The organism is Halobaculum magnesiiphilum, from assembly GCF_019823105.1.
In the GTDB taxonomy this organism is placed as follows: Archaea; Halobacteriota; Halobacteria; order Halobacteriales; family Haloferacaceae; genus Halobaculum; species Halobaculum magnesiiphilum.
In genome coordinates this window covers 2,516,964-2,534,314 of record NZ_CP081958.1, presented here as the reverse complement: position 1 = coordinate 2,534,314, position 17,351 = coordinate 2,516,964, and the positions used below count along the sequence as shown (strand labels likewise).

Here is a 17,351-nt window from a genome sequence, read left to right as displayed (position 1 = left end):
GGCTTCCGAACCTCTTTGCCCGGACACGCGGAGGGAACGAGCGTGACAGACCTCAGCGAGCGGACGGACTGGATCGGCGACGCGTTCACGAGCGACGCCGGGTGGAACCTGCTGGAGGACCTCGTCGACGTGGGCAACCGGATGGCGGGCCAATCCGGCGAGCGCGAGGGGCTCGAACTCGTATGCGACGCCCTCGCGGACGCCGGCTGTCGCGACGCCCGGATCGACGAGTTCGACCTGCAGGGGTGGGAGCGCGGCGACTCGGGCCTCCGCGCCGCCGGGCGCGACGAGCGCTGCATCGCGCTGCCGCGCTCCCCGGCGGGCGAGGCGACCGCCGAGCTCGTCGACCTCGGCTACGGCCTCCCGTCGGACTTCGAGGAGGGAGACGTGGACGGCAACGTCGTGATGGTGTCCTCGGACACGCCCGACGACGTCGACCGCTTCATCCACCGCCGCGAGAAGTACTACTACGCGGTCGAGCACGGCGCCGCGGCGTTCGTCTTCCGCAACCACGTGGAGGGGTGTCTCCCGCCGACAGGCTCCGTCGGCACCGACGACGACCCGATCGGGCAGATCCCCGCGGTCGGCGTGAGTTCGGAGGTCGGCGCGCGCCTCGCGCGCCGAGCCGAGGGCGACTCCGTCACCGTCGCGGTCGACTGCGAGACGCCCGAGGCGACCAGCGGCAACGCGATAGCCGAGTTAGGCCCCGACACCGACGAGGAGATCCTGGTCTCCTCGCACGTCGACGCCCACGACATCGCCGAGGGCGCGATGGACAACGGCGCCGGAACCGCCACGATCGTCGAGGTGGCGAACGCGCTCGCCGGGATCGAGGACGAACTGGACACCCGGGTTCGATTCGTCGCCTACGGCGCCGAGGAGGTCGGCCTCGTCGGCTCGTCGGTGGAGGCGGACCGGGCGGACCGCGACGCCATCGCTGCGATCGTCAACGTCGACTCCAACGTCTTCGGCCGGACGCTGTCGCTGTCGACCCACGGGTTCGACGACCTCGCCGCGGCGGCCGACCGCCTCGCCGACCGGTTCGATCACCCGATCTCGACCAGCGAGGAGCTGGTCCCCCACAGCGACCACTGGCCGTTCGTGATCCACGGCGTCCCGGGCTACATGGTCGCCGGCGAGACCGAGGGGAGCGGCCGGGGATGGGGCCACACCGAGGCGGACACGCTGGAGAAGCTGGAGAGCCGGAACCTCCGCGAGCAGGCGATCCTGCTGACCGCGCTCGTCGCCGATCTCGCGGATGCCGACACCGAAATCGCGCGCCGCGATCCGAGCGAGATCGCCGCCGCACTGGAGGCGGAGGACAAGGCGACCGGAATGAAGGTGATCGGCGACTGGCCCTACGACGACGACGGGAACGTCGTCGGGTGACCCGCCGCGGGGATACCCCGTCGGTTAAGTCCACACCCGAACTACCCCCGACACCATGACCGACTTCCGCGCGGCGCTGGCCGGCGACGACGGGACCCTTCGGGAGGCCGTCGAGGCCGCCGGCGGCGCGGTCGTCGCCGCCGACGCCGACCCGGACGCGGTCGTCGCCCTCGGCGAGCGCGCGCTCGTCGAGGCGGCGCTCGGCGACCCGCGGGCGCCGATCCTGCCGGTCGACGGCGGCGGCGGCCGCCACTCGATCCCGCGGGTCGACGCCGAAGCCGCGCTCGCGGCCGTCGCGGAGGGGGCGGGCCGGACGGAGTCGCGGGCGACGCTGTCGGTGACCGTCGGCGGCGACCGACGCGCGCGTGCCGTGCTGGACGCCACGCTGATGACGGCCGAGCCGGCGCGTATCTCCGAGTACGCCGTCCTCGCGGACGACGACCCCGAGCCGGTCGCCCGCGTCCGGTCGGACGGCGTCGTCGTCGCGACGCCGGCGGGGTCGAGCGGATACGCGCGCGCCGCCGGCGGCTCCGTGCTCTCGCCCGGAGCCGGACTGTCGGTGGTTCCCGTCTCGCCGTTCGCGACGACGGCCGACACGTGGGTGCTCGACGACGAGGTCGTCCTGCGCGTCGAGCGCGACGACTGCGACGTGCGCCTGATCGTCGACGGCGAGGCCGTCGGCGTCGTCGAGCCGAACGCGGACGTCCGCGTCGCCGTCGACGGCGCCGTGCCGTTCCTCCGGGTGCCGCTCTCCGAACGACCCCGGCGGACGCGGCGCTGAGGGGGACGCGTCCCCCCGCACGGGATTGGAAAGCTTCTAATGAGTCGTGGACCGATTTCCCTCTATGTTACCGTCACCGCTGGAGTTCCTCGTCCCGCTCGGGGCGTTGGAGTCCGTGGCGGATGTGCTGCCGTTCGCCATCCTCGCGGTCGTGCTCGTGAACGTGGTCACCAGGCTGCTCGCACAGCGGAGCTTCGAGCGGGCCGCCGCCGAGGGGGACGACGACGAGGCGCTGAGCCGGTTCCTCCCCCACGAGATCGTGAACGGCCTGCTCGTCCTGCTGTCGTTCGCGTTCATGATCGTCGAACCGCACGGGGGGATGGTGCTGTCCGTGCTCGTCGTCGGGATGGTCATCTCCGACTTCTTCGAGTACGAGTCCCGCCGCGTCGAGGCGCGCAACGACCTGGAGATGGACAAACCCAACAGCGCGATCGTCGCCTCGGCCCTCGTGATCGCGTACGCCGGGTACCAGGCCCTGTTCTTCCTCGTCGAGCCGATCTGGAGCTCGATCATCTGAGGCTCCGACCCCGGTTCGCGGGACGCCCCCGCGACCGACTCGCCCCGCCGACACGACCACGACGAACCGGCGAGCCCGCCCGGGATCGCGGCCTTTTCGACCGCCGCGCGCGACGTCCCGCGTATGGTAAACACCGCGCTCGTCATCGGCGGCACCCGATTCATCGGGCGACACGTCGTCGACGACCTGCTCGACCACGACTACCAGGTGGCGATCTTCAACCGCGGCACCCACGAGAACCCGTTCGAGGAGCGCGAGGAAGTGACTCACGTCGAGGGCGACCGCCGCGACGACACGGACCTGAAGGCGGCGGCGCTCTCCGTCGATCCCGACATCGTGATCGACTGCGTCGCCTACTACCCGGAGGACGTGCGCGTCGCGACCGACGTGTTCTCCGATGTCGACGGCTACGCGTACATCTCATCGGGGGCGGCCTACGGCGTCGAGGAGATCCCCAAGCGCGAGGGCGAGACGGAACTGTGCGAGTGCACCGACGAGCAGGCGACCGACGACTCCCACGACTCCTACGGCCCGCGCAAGGCCGAGGGAGACCGCGAGATCTTCGCGGCCGCCGAGGACGGCGTGAACGCGATGGCGGTCCGCCCGTGCATCGTCTACGGCCCCCACGACTACACCGAGCGGCTGGACTACTGGATCGACCGCGTGCTGAACCACGACCGCGTGGTCGTCCCCGGCGACGGCCAGAACCTTTGGCACCGCGCGTACGTCGAGGACGTGGCGAGCGCCCTGCGGGTCGTCGCCGAGGAGGGCGAGCCCGGCGAGGCGTACAACGTCGGCGACCGCCGGCTCGTGACGATGGAGGAGATGGTCGACCTGATCGCCGACGCCGGCGGCGCCGACGTGGAGGTCGTCCACGCGGGCGAGCGCGAGCTCGCGGCGGCCGATCTCTCGCCCGACGACTTCATCCTCTACCGCGAGTACCCGCACGTCCTCGACACGAACAAGCTCGCGGCGCTCGGCTGGGAGTCGACGCCCCTCGGCGAGGCGATGGAGCGGACCGTCGCCGAGCACCGCGAGAGCGACCGCGACGGGAGCGAACACGACCCCGGCCGCGAGGCCGAGGAGCGCGTGCTCGGCGTGCTCGACACGCTGTGAGTGCAGTGCCGTCGCTTTCGGCGTCGCTGACGACGGCGATTCAAGCGTCGCTGACGACGGCGATTCAAGCGTCGCTGACAACGGCGATTCAAGCGTCGCTGACGACGGTGCTTCCGGCGTCGCTGACGGCGGCGCGCTCGCGGGACGGCGGAGGCACCGGCGGCCGTGTGCGTGCGCGGTCGCCTCCGCCTCGCCTCCGTCGCCGCCTCAGACCTCGTCGAACTCGCGCTCGTGGCTCATCTCCCTCACCTCGTCCTCCAGCCACTCGCGGAACCACTTCACGCGCTTGATGCGCTCGTGGGCGATGGACTCGGCGGTGTCGCTTTCGACGCGCGAGGCGTGCTCGCGACCGCGCTCCAGCACGCGCTGGACCATCTCGGCGGCGTCCATGTGCGTGCGCGCCTCGTAGCCCATCCGGAGGATCATGAGCGCGGTGCCGTTGGCGCCGACCTTGTCGAGCAGGTCCGCCTCGATGAGACACTGCGTCTCCAGCGACAGGTCCGACAGCGGCCCCTGGTAGGAGTGGTCCTCGACGGCCGAGCACACCTCGGCGACGAACGACTCCGGGTAGTCGCCGTGGGTTTCGAGGTACTGTCGGGCGACGCGGGCGCCCTCCTCGGCGTGGACGTCCTGATCGGCCTCCAGCTTCGACACGTCGTGAAACAGCGCGGCCACGCGCACCACGTCGGCGTCGGCGCCCTCCTTGGCCGCGATCCGCTCGGCGATGTCGACGACGTTCAGGATGTGGTTGAATCGGTACTCCGCGGAGTGCCACGGGTACCACCGCATGCGGCCGCCGTCGTCCTCGCTCTCGACGGACGCCGCGAGGTACTCGCGGACGAAGTGCTCCATGTCCGCGAACTCCTCGGCGGTGACGCTCGAGCCCTTTATTTCGACGCCCACTGCGGCCACCCCCTGTGAAGATCGAGTCGGGAAGAGACGAATGTCGTTCTCATTACGGAACGATACGGCCTGTTTCGTCCTTAGTCGTTACGACAGGTCGGACCCGGCGAGCCGACGCCGGCCGCGGCCCGGACGGCCGGCTCACGAACCGCTAAGTGCGCCCGTCGCCCACGTTCGGCCGTGACCGAACAGCTGTATCTCGCCGACAGCACCGTCGGGGAGTTCGAGGCGACCGTCGAGCGCGCGCTCGACGAGCGCGTCGTGCTCGACCGGACGCACTTCTATCCGACCGGCGGCGGCCAGCCCAACGACACGGGGACGCTCCGCGTGCTCGACGGGGGCGGCGACGACGCGGATCGGGACGGCGGCGACGCGAATCGGGACGATGGCGACGGCGGCGGCGCCGAGGTCGCCAACGACGCCGCCGGCGACGAGTTCGCCGTCACCGACGTGGAGAAGACCGACACCGTCTATCACCACCTCGACGGCGCGGCGCCGCCCGAGGGCGCGCGCGTCCGCGGCGTCCTCGACTGGGACCGCCGGCACGCTCTCATGCGGTATCACACCGCACAGCACCTCCTCTCGGCGGTCCTGCTGGACGAGTTCGACGCGCGGACGGTCGGCAACCAGCTGTACGTCGACCGCGCGCGCCTCGACGCCGAGTACCCGAAGTTCTCCGAGACCGACCTGGCGGACATCGAGGCGCGCATGAACGCCCTCGTCGACGACGCGCTCCCCGTGCGCCACTACACGATGGACCGGGAGGTCGCGGAGGCTGAACTGGACACCGAGCGCACCCGGATCGATCTGCTCCCGAGTTCGATCACGGAGCTTCGGATCGTGGAGATCGGCGGGGCGCGAAGCGCCCCGGGGAACGCGAGCGGGGAGGGGACCGACCCGCGAGCGGGCGACGCGGACGCCCCGTTCGACCGGACCGCCTGCGCGGGCACCCACGTCGACGCGACCGACGCGATCGGCGAGGTGACCGTCGAGGGGCGGACGACGCAGGGCGGCGAGAAGGAACGCGTGGAGTTCACGCTCGCGGACACGTAAGGAGATCGGGAGCGGCGACGACGCCGACGCACCGACGATTTCAACCGTGATATTCGGGAGGGTACATATTTACACCGTTTCCGGATAGGGGAGGGTAGCGGCACAGGGAGTGCGGACGAACCAGGACATGCTCAGACCGAGCGATTACGACCCGAAGGAGTTGCGAGCGTTGACGGGAGCGGCGGCGCCGACGCACGCCGACGAGGAACCCGACCGGTGGACGCAGCCGGACGATTTCCTCGGTCGAGCGGACGCGCGCGTGCGGGCGGCGCAGGTGGAAGACGCCTTCCTCCTTCAGGCGGCGGCCGGCGGCGCGAGCAGGCCCTACCTGCCGAGTCTTCCGGACTCGGTGGTCGGGACCCAGCTCGTGCTCGACTGGTTACGCTACCTCGTCGGCGTCGGCGGGCGCGAACGCGCCCGCGAGGCGCTCGCCTTCTATCGGGACGTGGAGTGGCTCGACGAGTCCGTCGAGGACGCCCTCGCGGCGTACCTCGAAGCCTTCGACGACACCGACGGCTCGCGGCTCACCGTCGGCCACCATCGCACGAGCCTGCTGTTCGTCGCCCGCCTCGCCGCGCTCCGATAACCATGGCAGCAGAATCCGAATCCGCAGACGACGACAGTTTCGAGTCGAGTAATCCGACCCCCATCGGCGTGAAGCTCGGGTCCACGCGGACCGTGCTTCGGTACCCCGATGAGCCCGAGAGCGACGACCTCACCACGGTGCGAACGCTCACGTGTCTCGCGCTGTACGAGGACGCGATCACCGGGAGCGAGAAGGCCCTGTTCGGGGAGCAGGCCGCCGCCGAGTACCCCGACCGCGTCGAGTACATGCTCCGCTCCGGACTGCCGGAGGACGACGACCGCGCGGAGCTGGCGGGCCGGTTCTTCCGCGAGTTGCTCTCGGCCAACGGCGTCCCCTCGGACTCGGCGGTCGTGTACGCCATCCCGACGATGGACAACGACGCCGGGCTGGAGAACCTCACCGAGGTCATCGAGTCCTCGGACATCGGCGCCCACACCATGCGCGCGTACCCCGAGTCGCTGTGTGGGGCCATCCCCGCGATGGGCGACGGCGTCGAGGCCGTCGACGACGTGTTCATCTCCGTGAACATGGGGTCGACGAACCTCGAGGCGTGCGCGTACCGCCGCGGCGACCAGCTCGTGCCCTTCTCCACCGGCTCGGTGACGGGCAACGACGTGGACCGCCGCATCGTCGCCAACGTCGAGGAGGAGACGCAGGGCCGGGTCCACGTCGACCTGACGACCGCCCGCGAGTACAAGGAGGAGCACGGCAACGTCGGGGAGTTCGAGCCGTTCTCGGACGTGATCCAGCAGCCCGGCGGCGGCTCCCACGAGTTCACCATCGAGGACAGCGTCGTCGACGCCCTCGACTGGTACCTCGACGCCGCCGTCGACGAGGTCGCCAACGAGTTCCTCCCCGAACTCGCCAACGATTACATGAAGGTGTACCAGCTCTCGCTGAACAACGACATCGCCGTCACCGGCGGCATGGCGTGCATCCCAGGCCTCGCCGAGGAGTTCGAGCGCCGGCTCAGCGCGGAGCTCGACCGCGACGTGAACGTGGTCGTGCCCGACGAGCCCGACCTCGCGGCCGCGGAGGGCGCTCGGCGCATCGCCGAGAAGCTCGCCGGCCAGTAAGGGGCCGATGGGCGGCTTCGACTTCGGGGGCGACGCGGACGACGACCGCGACCCGCCGGCCGACGACGGCGTCTCGTTCGGCGCCGACGGCACCGACGGCGCCGACACGGTCGTCTCGCCCGCCGAGCCGTCGCCGCTCGACGACCCCGGTTCTCTCGGTTCGACACGTGACTCCGTCAGCGACCGCGACCGAAGCGGGGAGCGACCTGACGACGCCGGCGGCGACGGTACGGTTCCGACCGCTGAGTCAGACCCCGTCGAGCCGCTACTGTACGCCGGGGAGGAGGTCCGCGCGAGCCTCCCCGTCGCGGACGGACGACTCGTAGCGACGAGCCACCGAGTACTCGCACACGCGCCCCAGGCGGACCCCGAGAAACGCGCAACCCTCCGCGCGGTCCACCGCGTCAACGTGACGGACGTGTCGCCGTCGTCGACGGCGACCGACTGGCTCGTTCGCCCCATCGCGTACACCGTCATCGGCGGGCTCGCGATGGTGCTGGGCGGCTCGATGGTGTCGCTCGACTCGATGAGCGCGACGACGCCCGACGGCGCCGGCGCGACGGGCGTCGGCGGGCTCCTCTCGATGGTCGACGGCGTGCTCTCCGTGCTCTCGCTCGTCGACGACGCGCTCCGGGTCGCCGGCGCGGTCTCGCTGCTGCTTGGGGTGGCGCTGATGGGCGTGTACGCGGGAACCCGGGGCCGCGAGGTCGTCGTCGAGACGGAGGGCGAGGCCGACACGCTCCGCGTCGATGCCGGCGGCGTCGACGACGACGCGATCGAGCGGTTCCGTGCGGAAGCCGGGGTCGGGGACGAGCGGACGAGCGGGACGCTACAGCGGTTGTTCGGTCGGTAGGGCGCGAGGCAACGCGAGGACACGGACCCCTCGGCGGACGCGAGACCGAGAGAGCGAGAAAGCGAGAGACGGCGGGGACCGTGCCGCCGCGGGTTCGCCGTGCTGGTTCGGCTCGTGGGGGCTACCGGCTTACAGCTCGCCGAGCTTCCGGAGGAGCTGGCCGCGGTAGCGCTCGTCGGCGGTGACGCCCTTCACCTCGAGGACGTTGCGCTCCAGCTTGTCGAGCGCGACGTGGAAGGCGTGCTCGGCGCCGTACCCCTCGCCGGAGCCGGCGACCTGCCCGTGCGTGGTGCGCAGGCGGATCTGCGCCTGGATGAGCGGCGTGCCCCGGAGCTTCTCCTTGTGCTCGTGGAAGCGGACGTGCGCGTGCAGCACGCGCATCTCCTGGTACTTGTCCGACACCTGGCCGATCGAGTTGCGGATGTCCTCGCGCGAGAGCGTATCCAGCAGGCGGACGTTCGTCACCTGCACGTCCATCGCGTCCTCCTCGGTGAACGTGAGCGCGCGCAGCACGTCGGTCTTGGTGAGCACGCCCGCGACGAGGTCGTCGCGCTCCTCCGGTGTGACGACCAGGCCGCTGATGTCGTTGTCCATCATCAGCTCGACCGCCTCGCGCACCGACTTCGCGGCGGTGACGGTGCGCACCGGCGAGGACATCATGTCGTACACCGGCAGATCGAGCATGCGGTCGAGGTCGCCACGCCGGTCGCCGCGACCCTGGCGCTCGCCGTCGCGGACGACGAAGTCCACGATGTCGTGGGTCGTGAGGATCCCCTCCAGGCGGCCGCTCTCGTTGACGACCGGGAGCCGCGAGATGCCGTTCTCGCGCAGGCGGTTGATCGCCTGGCCGACGTGGGCGTCCTCCGTGACGGTGACCACGTCCTCGGTGTAGATGTCGTCGACGGTCAGCGCGTCCAGGTTGTCGAGGACCGCCGAGAGGATGGCGTCGACGGTGACGATGCCGTACAGCTTCTCGCCCTCGTAGACGGGCGCGACCTTGACGTTCCCCTCGACCAGCACGCGCGCGACCTCGCGGACGTCCTCGGTGCGGGCGACCTCCGGGGCGGACTTCATCAGCGCCGCAGCCCGCGTGTCGTCGTCGACGCGGGAGTTGATCAGCTCCCGTTCGCCGATGACGCCCGCGTACTCGCCGTCCTCCATCACGATGATTCCCTTCGGATTCTCGCGTTCGAAGATGGAGCGGATCTTTCCGAGTCGTTTGCCCGCGTCCACCTCGACGAACTCCGGCACGGCGATGTTTGAAATGTCCATAACTCCATCACGGGGATACGATCCCCCTGATATTGAAGGTTGGTTCGGATCCCGGCGACTGGCGGTGTGTGATCGAATAGCAATGCGATCGCAACGATCGGCCGACAGCGACCTGATCGGGGCGGATATCCCGGGGGAGATCATCCGAAACCCGGACACTACCGCGTGTGAACCGGATCGGGGATGCCCACGAGAACTCGTCGCACGCGGACGCAGTTATTCGTCAAATCCACAATTCTCATCCCCCACACTCGTCGCGTCGGCCCGCGCGCTCAGACGATCCCCTCGGCGTCGCCGATGGGGGTGACGGAGTAGTCCACCGTCTTGGTGTCGGTCGTGGCGCGGATCTTCCCGACGAACGTCGAGATCTGTTCCAGGTTCCCCTCGAGGATGAACAGCTCCATGCAGTTGTGATCGCCGACGTGGCTGTGGAAGTTCGAGGCGACGATCTCCTCGTGTTCGTGGCGCAGCCGCATCATGCGCTCCTCGACTGCCGTGCCCTCGTAATCGAACACGACGGTGACGATCCCCATCAGCTCGCGGTCCTCGAGCTTGCGGTCCTCGAACTCCCCGAGGAGGTCCCTGGCCGCCTCCCGGAGGAACTCGCTTCGCCCGGTGTAGCCGTGTTCCTCGGTGAACTCGTCGATCCGGTCGACGAGGCTGTCCGGCATCGAGACGCTGACGACGCCCATGTATTAACTGAAGGCGGTTGAGTTACTAAGCTTTCCGTACCATCGGCCGGGGCCGTCCGTGAGTCGGCCGAGGGAGTCGCCGACGCGGTCGAGTCGCGTGGCCGATCCAGCCCGGCCTGACCCGACTCGTCCCGACTCGTCCCGACCCGACTCGGCCCGTCCAAAATCTCACGCCTGGATCCGTCGGGTGAACGCTTATCCGCGGGACGGAGGAGTGTCGTCCATGGCGAGACGGATCCTCATCGTGGACGACTCCGGGTTCCAGCGCACGCTCATCCGGGGGATCCTCGAGGACGACTTCGAGGTCGTGGGAGAGGCCGAGAACGGGTCGGAGGCGGTCGAGCTGTTCGAGGAGACCAGGCCGGACCTGGTCACGATGGACATCATGATGCCCGAGGTGAACGGCATCGAGGCGACCAGCGACATCAAGGAGCGCGACCCCGGCACGTGCGTCGTGATGTGCACCAGCGTCGAACAGCGCGACCAGATGAAGCAGGCGGTGAAGGCGGGCGCCGACGGCTACGTCACGAAGCCCGTCGAGGAGGACACGCTGCGCTCGGAGGTCGAGAGCGCGCTCGCGTCGTAGCCCGGGTACCCGGAGTCACAGGTCGGACGGATCGAACACCAGCCGGAGGCCGTTCTCACGCAGCCACTCGCGGTGGACCTCGTACGTCGGGTCGTGCTCCTGGACGATCGACCAGAACGCCTCGGAGTGGTTCAGCTCCCGGCGGTGCGCGAGCTCGTGGACCACCACGTACTCGCTGATCCGCGGCGGCGCGAGCATCAACCGCCAGTTGAGGCTGATCGTCCCCGTCGTCGAGCAGCTTCCCCACTTCGTCCGCTGGTTTCGCACCTCGATCCGGTCGTAGTCGACCCCCATCGCCGCCGCGTGGCGCTCGGCGAGCGACTCGAACCGCTCACGAGCGAGCCGCCGATACAGCGTCTCCAGCGCGCGCTTCACCGAGGTCTCGTCCACGTGGTGGGCCGCCAGCCGGATCGTGGCGCCGTCGACGACCGAGTACGGCCGCGTCTCGACGACGACCTCGCGGTCGACGCCGAGGTAGGGGAACGCCGCCCCGGGCTCGAAGCGGCGGTCCGGGAGGTCCGCCCGCCGGGCCGCGGCCTCGCGCTCGCGGTCGACGACCCACTCGGCGTGCGAGCGGAGCACCTCGGCGGGGTCGACGACCGCGCCGTCGGGGATCACGACGGTCACGCCGGCGAGCCCCACGTCGATGCGGGAGCGTTCGGCGCGCGCACTATATCGGACATCGTAGGCGACGGTCTCGCCCGCGAGATCGATCGTCGACGGCCCGGGCATCGTGCGAACGCACCGGGACCGGGGTAGTAAATCCCGCTGACGCGACGGCGCTGTTGTCGGTGAGTCGCGTCGGGAGTACGAGTGGGTCGGTGTCCGACGGCACGGCTCGTCGACTCACGAGCGAGTCGTCGTCGCGACGTGCCGCCGCAGAACTGGGTTGGGGCGGATTCGAACCGCGGTCGTTCCACTCGCGGTCGCTCGCTTCACTCCCTGATTCGAATCGCCCCCGAGACCGATCCAGTCGGCACGGACCGCTCGCCATCGCTCGCAGTCGGTGTGTCGACAGAACTGGGTTGGGGCGGATTCGAACCGCCGACCTGCTCCGTGTGAAGGAGCCGTCATAACCGGACTAGACCACCAACCCGCATCGAAACGTATCCCGGTGGCACGCTTAAGGCTTACCGTCCGTGTCGGCGTCGCCGCGAGCGACCCGAGGATTAATCCCGTCCGACCACGGACGAGCGGGCGTGACGAAGATCGAAGTCGACCTGCCCGACCGAATCGACAGCGAGATCTCGCGGCTCGCCGAGCAGGGGGAGTTCCTCAACCGCAAGGAGGCCATCGAGGACTTCCTCACCCGCGGCCTCAAGGCGTACGACGTCGAGAACGACCCGAGCAGCGACGGGGAGGCCGACGGCGACCTCTTCACCGACGCCATCGACGAACAACAGGACCCCGCCGCCCTCGACGACGACATGGGCGACGAGCCGACCTTCTGATTCTCGATCGACCGACCCGAATTCGACGCCGACCGCGAAAGAGCGACCGCGTTACTCCGCGCTTCGACCGGACCGGTACTCGTCGAGGCGCTCGCGCGCCTGCTGGACGGCCTCCTTCGCCTCGCCCTCCGCCTTCTTCGACAGCTCCGTCAGGTCCGCTTCGAGCCGGTCGAGCCGCGAGGGCTCCGGCTCCTTCTCGCGGCCCACGATCTCGCGAACGCGGTCTTCGACCGGTTCGAGCTCCTCTTTGACCCCCTCCTTCGCGTGGTCCGCCGCACGGCCGAGGTAGTATCGCGCGTCCTCGAAGTGCTTGGACATATCTGTTCGTTGCCGGAGGACGAATAAATCGTTTGTGGGGGTCGCGGCCGGCGGCGGGCGGTGTGACGGATGGTGAGCGGCGGAACCCGCTCTCGACTACTCGTAGTCCGGGGCGTCCTCGGGGACGCCGTCGCGGGCGTTGACGACCCGGGCGAAGGTGAACAGCGCGTCCGACAGACGGTTGAGGTACGCCACGGCCTCGGCGTTCACCGGCTCGTCGTTCGCCAGGTCGACCGCGCGCCGCTCGGCCCGGCGCACGACCGTCCGCGCATGGTGGAGCTTCGCGCCCGCCTCGCTTCCGGAGGGGAGCACGAAGCTCCGGAGCGGCTCCAGCTCCTCGTCCAGTTCGTCGATCCACTCCTCCAACTGGTCGGTGTGGCGCTCGCGCACGACCGGGTCGCCCTCGTCGGGGTCGGGGTTGGCGAAGTCCGCCTGGAGGACGTGGAGGTGGTCCTGCACCGCGCGCAACATCTCGTCCACGTCGTCGTACCCCGTCGGGCGGATCGTCCCGATGAGCGCGTTCGCCTCGTCGACGGTGCCGTACGCCTCGATGCGGGGGGAGGTCTTCGACACCCGCGACATGTCGCGGAGGTCGGTCTTACCCTCGTCGCCGCGGCCGGTGTAGATGGGCATCGGATCGGGCCTCAGGCGAGCGTTCGCTCGACGTATTCGAGGATGTTCGCCGACTCGTTCATCGTCACGCCGCGCTCCTCGTCGACGAGCACGGGGACGCCGCGCTGCCCGCTGACGCGGGCGACTTCGTCGCGCTTCGAGTGCAGGGCCTCGGTCCAGATCGTCTCGTACTCGACATCGGCCTCCTGGAGCGCGTCGTGGACCTTCTCGCACCACGGACAGCCGTCCAGCGCGTACAGCGTAATGGACATGTCCGGACCGTGGGTCGCTGCCGGCAAGTAGCTTGTCACGGCCGGCGTCCCCGACTGCATCGCGGACGGGAGCGACGGCGGCGTGCGCCGGTCGACCGCGCCCCCGGCCGGTTCCCGAACGGTGAAGTGATCCTCACTACACCGGCGCGTATGCAGCACGGGATCGATCTCGAGTCGTACTACGACCTGCGACAGCTCGCGGCGGTGTCGGTCTCCCCCGACGGCGAGCGCGTCGCGTTCACCGCTCAGGAGTCGGACCCGACGGCCGACGAACACCGAACGGGGCTGTACGTGGCGCCGGCTGACGGGAGTCGCGACCCGCACCGGCTCACCCGCGCGTCGTCCGCCTCGTCGCCGACGTGGGGGCCCGACGGCGACACGCTCGCCTTCATCGCCGCGCGCGACGACGACCTCGACCGCACACGCGGCCGCGACGACGAGGGTGACAAGACGGAGGAGACGAACGAGGCGGAGTCCGACGAGGACGACGGTGACGACGGAAACGGAGGCGACGGCGGGAACGGAGGCGACGGCGGGAACGGCGACGAGAAGCCGAAGCCGCAGGTGTGGGCGTTCGATCTCGCGCGCGGCGGCGACGCGCGCCAACTGACCGCCTTCGAACGCGGCGTGAAGGAGTTCGACCTCGCGCCCGACGGCGACCGCCTCGTCGTCGCCGCCCGCGACCCGACCGAGGAGGAAGAGGAGTACCTCGACCGGCGCGAGGACGGCGGGCCCATCGAGGTGACGCGGCTCCAGCACAAGCGCGACGGCGCCGGCTGGCTCGACGACGTGACCACCTACCTGTTCGTCGGCGACGTGGACGCCGACGGGGCCGACGCCGCCGAGTTCGAGCGCCTCGACGACGCCTACGGCGCCGGCTCGGCGGAGCCGCTCGCGGGGCTCCAGCCCGCCTGGGGGCCGACCGACCGCATCGCGTACACCACCTGCGTCGACGACGACCCCGACGACTCCGGCGCCTACGACGTGTGTACGATCGCCCCCGACGGCTCCGACCGCCGGGTCGTCACCGACGGGAGCCTCCGGTGTGCCTCGCCGACGTGGTCGCCCGAGGGCGACCGGCTGGCGTTCGACGGCAGCAACTACGACAACTGGTACGAGCCCAACGAGGCGTACGTCGCGCCCGACGAGGCCGACGCCGACGTCCGGTCCGTCTCCGCCGCGTTGGACCGGACGCTCGCTCGCGGCGCCGCCCCCCGCTGGCTCGACGGCGACACCGTCGTCGTGCCGATCGCCGACGAGGCGTGGACCCGGCTCGCGGTGTGCCCGCTCGACGGGGAGCCGCGGCGGGCGTTCTCCCGGCAGGGTCGCGACCGCACGATCACGGCGTTCGACATGGCCGGCGACGCCGTCGCGCTCGGCCTCACGGCCGCCGACCAGCCGCCGGACGTGTACACCGTTCCGGGGGCCGAACTGCGGGAGAACGAGGCCGGCGGCCCGACGAAGCGACTCTCGGCGCTCAACGCCGAGTGGTTCGACGAGCGCGCCGACGCGCTCCCGGACTGCGAGGTCGTCGCCTACGAGAACCCCGACGGCGAGGAGATCGAGGCGGTCGTCTACTACCCCGCCGACTTCGACGCCGACGCGGACGACCCCGCGGCGACGATCTGTGCGATCCACGGCGGGCCGATGAGCTACGACGCGCCCGGCTTCCGGTTCGACGTGACCTACTGGACGACCAAGGGGTACGTCGTCGCGAAGCCGAACTACCGGGGGTCGACCTCCTACGGTCGGGCGTTCTCGGAGTCGCTGAAGGGCACTCGCGGGGAGTTGGAGTCCGACGACGTGATCGCGGCGATGGAGCACCTGGTCGACGAGGGCGTCGCCGACCCCGACCGGCTGTTCTGCACGGGCTTCAGCTACGGCGGGATCACGACGGCGCACGCCGTCACACGGACGGACATGTTCGCGGCCGCCGCGCCCGAGCACGGCATCTACGACTTCTACAGCAACTTCGGGACCGACGACAACCATAACTGGCACCAGTGGGAGTTCGGGATGCCGTGGGAGAACCCGGAGCTGTACCGCAACATCTCCTCGATCACCCGGGTCGACGAGATCGACACGCCCCTCCTGATCACCGCCGGCGAGGAGGACTGGCGGTGTCCGCCGACGCAGGCCGAGCAGTTGTACGTCAGCGTGCGCAAGCAGGGCGTGGACGCGAAGCTCGTGATCTACCCGAACGAGCACCACAACATCGGGACGCCCAAGCGGGCGACCCATCGCATCGAGGAGGTGACGGAGTGGTTCGAGACGCAGGAAGAGAGCGTTGCCGACGCGAACGAACGAAGTGAGTGAGCGAGGCAACGGAGAACGGCGGCGAGGTCTCTGTGCCGAGCCGCCCACGGAGAGCGTAGACGAGTGAGCGAACCGAGCGACTGAGACGAACCACGCACGGCGGCGACATCGAATGCCGCCCGACCCCGGTGCTCACTCCTCGCGTCGCGCCCGCGCCGCCGACAGCAACTCCGCGAGGTCGCCGTACGGCACCCCGCCCTCCATCCCCTCGTAGGTCCCGGTTTCCAGCAGTTCCTCGCCGATCGACTCCAGCTTCCCGAGCGTCGCACGCATCGGGCCGGAGCCGACGCTGACGCGCGCGACGCCCAGGTCGCCGAGCTCGGGAACGGACGGCGCGCCGGGGCCCCCGAGGACGTTCAGCGGCGCGTCGATCCGCGTCGCGAGCGCATCGATCGTCTCCGCGTCCGCGACGCCGGGGACGAACACGCAGTCGCTCCCGGCGTCGACGTAGGCGTTCGCGCGCTCGACCGCGCGGTCGAGCCGGTCCGCCTCGTCGCCGACGCCGGCCCAGAACACGTCCGTGCGGCCGTTGACGACCGCCGGGACCCCCACGTCGTCGTCGGCCTCGCGGGCCGCCCGGATCCGGGCGGCGTGCTCGGCCGTCGGCCGCAGCGGGTTCTCGGGGTCGCCGGTGCCGTCCTCCAGGTTGACGCCGACGGCGCCGGCGTCGAGCGTGCGCGCGACCGTCTCGGCGACGGCCTCGGGCGTGTCGCCGTAGCCGGCCTCGATGTCGGCGCTGACGGGGACGGCGACGCTGCCGGCGATCCGGTCGATCGCCGCGATCATCTCCTCGCGCGGGACGTGCTCGCCGTCGGGGTAGCCGAGCGACGCCGCGACGCCGGCGCTGGAGGTGCCGACGGCGGCGACGCCGAGGCGCTCGAACACGACGGCGCTGGCGGCGTCCCACGCGTTCGCGAGCAGGAGCGGTCCGTCCGTTGTGTCGGTGTGCAGATCCAGAAACGCCCGCGCCCTTGCCCGCTGTGTGTCGTGACTCATGGTCGGTCGCGTACACCGTCGCCGTCGCTCGCGATAACTGTATGGCCGGCGTCGAGGCCGCCGAGCGAGCCGCTGCTGTGGAGTGTGAAAGAACCGAAAATCGGGTCGCGCCCGAGGGCGCGGTCGTTCGTGGGTAGTGCCTTACAGTCGGGTGACGTTCGTCGCGCGCGGGCCCTTCTCGGCCGTCTCGATGTCGAACTCGAGCTCCTCGCCCTCCTCCAGATCGCCGCCCTCGATGTCGTCCATGTGGACGAAGACGTCGTCGTCGGAGTCGTCAGTCGCGATGAAACCGTAGCCGCCAGTGTCGTTGAAGAAGTCGACCTTCCCTTTCGCCATACCCGTTCGAGACGAGGAGTACTGATAACCCTTCCGTACCGCGGTTCCGTGCGTCACTGAGCGTCGTGGGTCTGGGACACACGGGCGCTGTCCGTGCCGGCGGCGGCGTCGACGGCGGCCGGATCCAACGGACGGTCGCGAACCGGCGGTCGGGTACCCACAGAACTGGACGATCCGTGTTCATCATCGACTAGTCATGGTAATACGTACCGTTGATCGTCCGTTC

General features: G+C 70.1%; 20 protein-coding genes and 1 tRNA gene. 11 read left to right on the top strand and 10 right to left on the bottom strand.

Going from position 1 to position 17,351, the window contains the following annotated elements:
- Positions 1 to 42 precede the first annotated feature (42 nt).
- The 4 genes from K6T50_RS12985 (at position 43) to K6T50_RS12970 (ending at position 3,803) form a co-directional block, all read left to right on the top strand.
- Positions 43 to 1,389, top strand: a complete 1,347-nt coding sequence (locus K6T50_RS12985; protein ID WP_225935321.1) for a M28 family peptidase — start codon at positions 43 to 45, stop codon at positions 1,387 to 1,389.
- A 55-nt stretch (positions 1,390 to 1,444) separates the two neighbouring features.
- Entirely contained in the window at positions 1,445 to 2,170 is a 726-nt protein-coding gene (locus K6T50_RS12980; RefSeq protein WP_222607002.1) for an NAD(+)/NADH kinase, read from the top strand.
- Between the two features lie 64 nt (positions 2,171 to 2,234).
- Positions 2,235 to 2,687 carry a DUF7313 family protein gene (locus K6T50_RS12975; RefSeq protein WP_222607001.1) on the top strand — a complete coding sequence of 151 codons (453 nt, stop codon included), beginning with the start codon at positions 2,235 to 2,237 and terminating at the stop codon, positions 2,685 to 2,687.
- 123 nt (positions 2,688 to 2,810) lie between these two features.
- Positions 2,811 to 3,803, top strand: a complete 993-nt coding sequence (locus tag K6T50_RS12970) for an NAD-dependent epimerase/dehydratase family protein (RefSeq protein WP_222607000.1) — start codon at positions 2,811 to 2,813, stop codon at positions 3,801 to 3,803.
- A 207-nt stretch (positions 3,804 to 4,010) separates the two neighbouring features.
- Here K6T50_RS12970 and K6T50_RS12965 read toward each other — a convergent pair whose 3' ends face one another.
- A complete protein-coding gene (locus K6T50_RS12965) occupies positions 4,011 to 4,706 on the bottom strand; it encodes an HD domain-containing protein (protein ID WP_222606999.1) in 696 nt (231 codons plus the stop codon).
- A gap of 180 nt (positions 4,707 to 4,886) precedes the next feature.
- On the opposite strand from K6T50_RS12965, the gene K6T50_RS12960 reads away from it, so the two are divergent.
- The 4 genes from K6T50_RS12960 to K6T50_RS12945 all read left to right on the top strand — a co-directional run bounded on the left by K6T50_RS12960 (position 4,887) and on the right by K6T50_RS12945 (position 8,274).
- Complete coding sequence (locus K6T50_RS12960; protein ID WP_222606998.1) at positions 4,887 to 5,759, top strand: alanyl-tRNA editing protein; 873 nt, start codon at positions 4,887 to 4,889, stop codon at positions 5,757 to 5,759.
- Positions 5,760 to 5,886: 127 nt separating this feature from the next.
- Positions 5,887 to 6,345 carry a FlaD/FlaE family flagellar protein gene (locus K6T50_RS12955; protein WP_222606997.1) on the top strand — a complete coding sequence of 153 codons (459 nt, stop codon included), beginning with the start codon at positions 5,887 to 5,889 and terminating at the stop codon, positions 6,343 to 6,345.
- A 2-nt stretch (positions 6,346 to 6,347) separates the two neighbouring features.
- Positions 6,348 to 7,421 carry an actin-like salactin gene (locus tag K6T50_RS12950; RefSeq protein WP_222606996.1) on the top strand — a complete coding sequence of 358 codons (1,074 nt, stop codon included), beginning with the start codon at positions 6,348 to 6,350 and terminating at the stop codon, positions 7,419 to 7,421.
- A gap of 7 nt (positions 7,422 to 7,428) precedes the next feature.
- Positions 7,429 to 8,274: a hypothetical protein gene (locus K6T50_RS12945; protein WP_222606995.1), complete on the top strand. Its 846-nt coding sequence runs from the start codon at positions 7,429 to 7,431 to the stop codon at positions 8,272 to 8,274.
- A 129-nt stretch (positions 8,275 to 8,403) separates the two neighbouring features.
- Here the strand turns inward: K6T50_RS12945 and K6T50_RS12940 are convergent, their stop codons facing one another.
- Together K6T50_RS12940 and K6T50_RS12935 are read right to left on the bottom strand one after the other, a co-directional pair.
- On the bottom strand, positions 8,404 to 9,546 hold the full coding sequence (locus K6T50_RS12940; RefSeq protein ID WP_222606994.1) for a CBS domain-containing protein: 1,143 nt from the start codon (positions 9,544 to 9,546) through the stop codon (positions 8,404 to 8,406).
- A 272-nt stretch (positions 9,547 to 9,818) separates the two neighbouring features.
- Positions 9,819 to 10,238: a CopG family ribbon-helix-helix protein gene (locus K6T50_RS12935; RefSeq protein WP_222606993.1), complete on the bottom strand. Its 420-nt coding sequence runs from the start codon at positions 10,236 to 10,238 to the stop codon at positions 9,819 to 9,821.
- 223 nt (positions 10,239 to 10,461) lie between these two features.
- Between K6T50_RS12935 and K6T50_RS12930 the strand changes: the two genes are divergently transcribed.
- Positions 10,462 to 10,824, top strand: coding sequence for a response regulator (locus tag K6T50_RS12930; protein ID WP_222606992.1), 363 nt, complete (start codon positions 10,462 to 10,464; stop codon positions 10,822 to 10,824).
- A gap of 15 nt (positions 10,825 to 10,839) precedes the next feature.
- On the opposite strand, the gene K6T50_RS12925 is transcribed toward K6T50_RS12930, so the two are convergent.
- Positions 10,840 to 11,556 (bottom strand): M48 family metallopeptidase, encoded by a 717-nt coding sequence (locus tag K6T50_RS12925; RefSeq protein ID WP_222606991.1) that lies wholly within the window; start codon positions 11,554 to 11,556, stop codon positions 10,840 to 10,842.
- A 289-nt stretch (positions 11,557 to 11,845) separates the two neighbouring features.
- A tRNA-Val gene (locus K6T50_RS12920) sits at positions 11,846 to 11,920 on the bottom strand.
- Positions 11,921 to 12,023: 103 nt separating this feature from the next.
- Between K6T50_RS12920 and K6T50_RS12915 the strand changes: the two genes are divergently transcribed.
- Positions 12,024 to 12,275, top strand: a complete 252-nt coding sequence (locus K6T50_RS12915) for a DUF7120 family protein (RefSeq protein WP_222606990.1) — start codon at positions 12,024 to 12,026, stop codon at positions 12,273 to 12,275.
- Between the two features lie 51 nt (positions 12,276 to 12,326).
- Here K6T50_RS12915 and K6T50_RS12910 read toward each other — a convergent pair whose 3' ends face one another.
- From K6T50_RS12910 to K6T50_RS12900, 3 genes are all read right to left on the bottom strand, one after another.
- Positions 12,327 to 12,593 carry a DUF7553 family protein gene (locus K6T50_RS12910; protein WP_222606989.1) on the bottom strand — a complete coding sequence of 89 codons (267 nt, stop codon included), beginning with the start codon at positions 12,591 to 12,593 and terminating at the stop codon, positions 12,327 to 12,329.
- Between the two features lie 96 nt (positions 12,594 to 12,689).
- The gene (locus tag K6T50_RS12905; protein ID WP_222606988.1) at positions 12,690 to 13,226 is read right to left on the bottom strand and encodes a cob(I)yrinic acid a,c-diamide adenosyltransferase; all 537 of its coding nucleotides are present in this window, start codon (positions 13,224 to 13,226) and stop codon (positions 12,690 to 12,692) included.
- An 11-nt stretch (positions 13,227 to 13,237) separates the two neighbouring features.
- A complete protein-coding gene (locus tag K6T50_RS12900; protein WP_222606987.1) occupies positions 13,238 to 13,477 on the bottom strand; it encodes a glutaredoxin family protein in 240 nt (79 codons plus the stop codon).
- Between the two features lie 150 nt (positions 13,478 to 13,627).
- Between K6T50_RS12900 and K6T50_RS12895 the strand changes: the two genes are divergently transcribed.
- Complete coding sequence (locus K6T50_RS12895) at positions 13,628 to 15,793, top strand: S9 family peptidase (RefSeq protein ID WP_222606986.1); 2,166 nt, start codon at positions 13,628 to 13,630, stop codon at positions 15,791 to 15,793.
- Between the two features lie 132 nt (positions 15,794 to 15,925).
- Here the strand turns inward: K6T50_RS12895 and K6T50_RS12890 are convergent, their stop codons facing one another.
- Positions 15,926 to 16,789 (bottom strand): isocitrate lyase/PEP mutase family protein, encoded by an 864-nt coding sequence (locus K6T50_RS12890; RefSeq protein ID WP_222606985.1) that lies wholly within the window; start codon positions 16,787 to 16,789, stop codon positions 15,926 to 15,928.
- A 141-nt stretch (positions 16,790 to 16,930) separates the two neighbouring features.
- Positions 16,931 to 17,125, bottom strand: a complete 195-nt coding sequence (locus tag K6T50_RS12885) for a cold-shock protein (protein ID WP_222606984.1) — start codon at positions 17,123 to 17,125, stop codon at positions 16,931 to 16,933.
- Positions 17,126 to 17,351 lie beyond the last annotated feature (226 nt).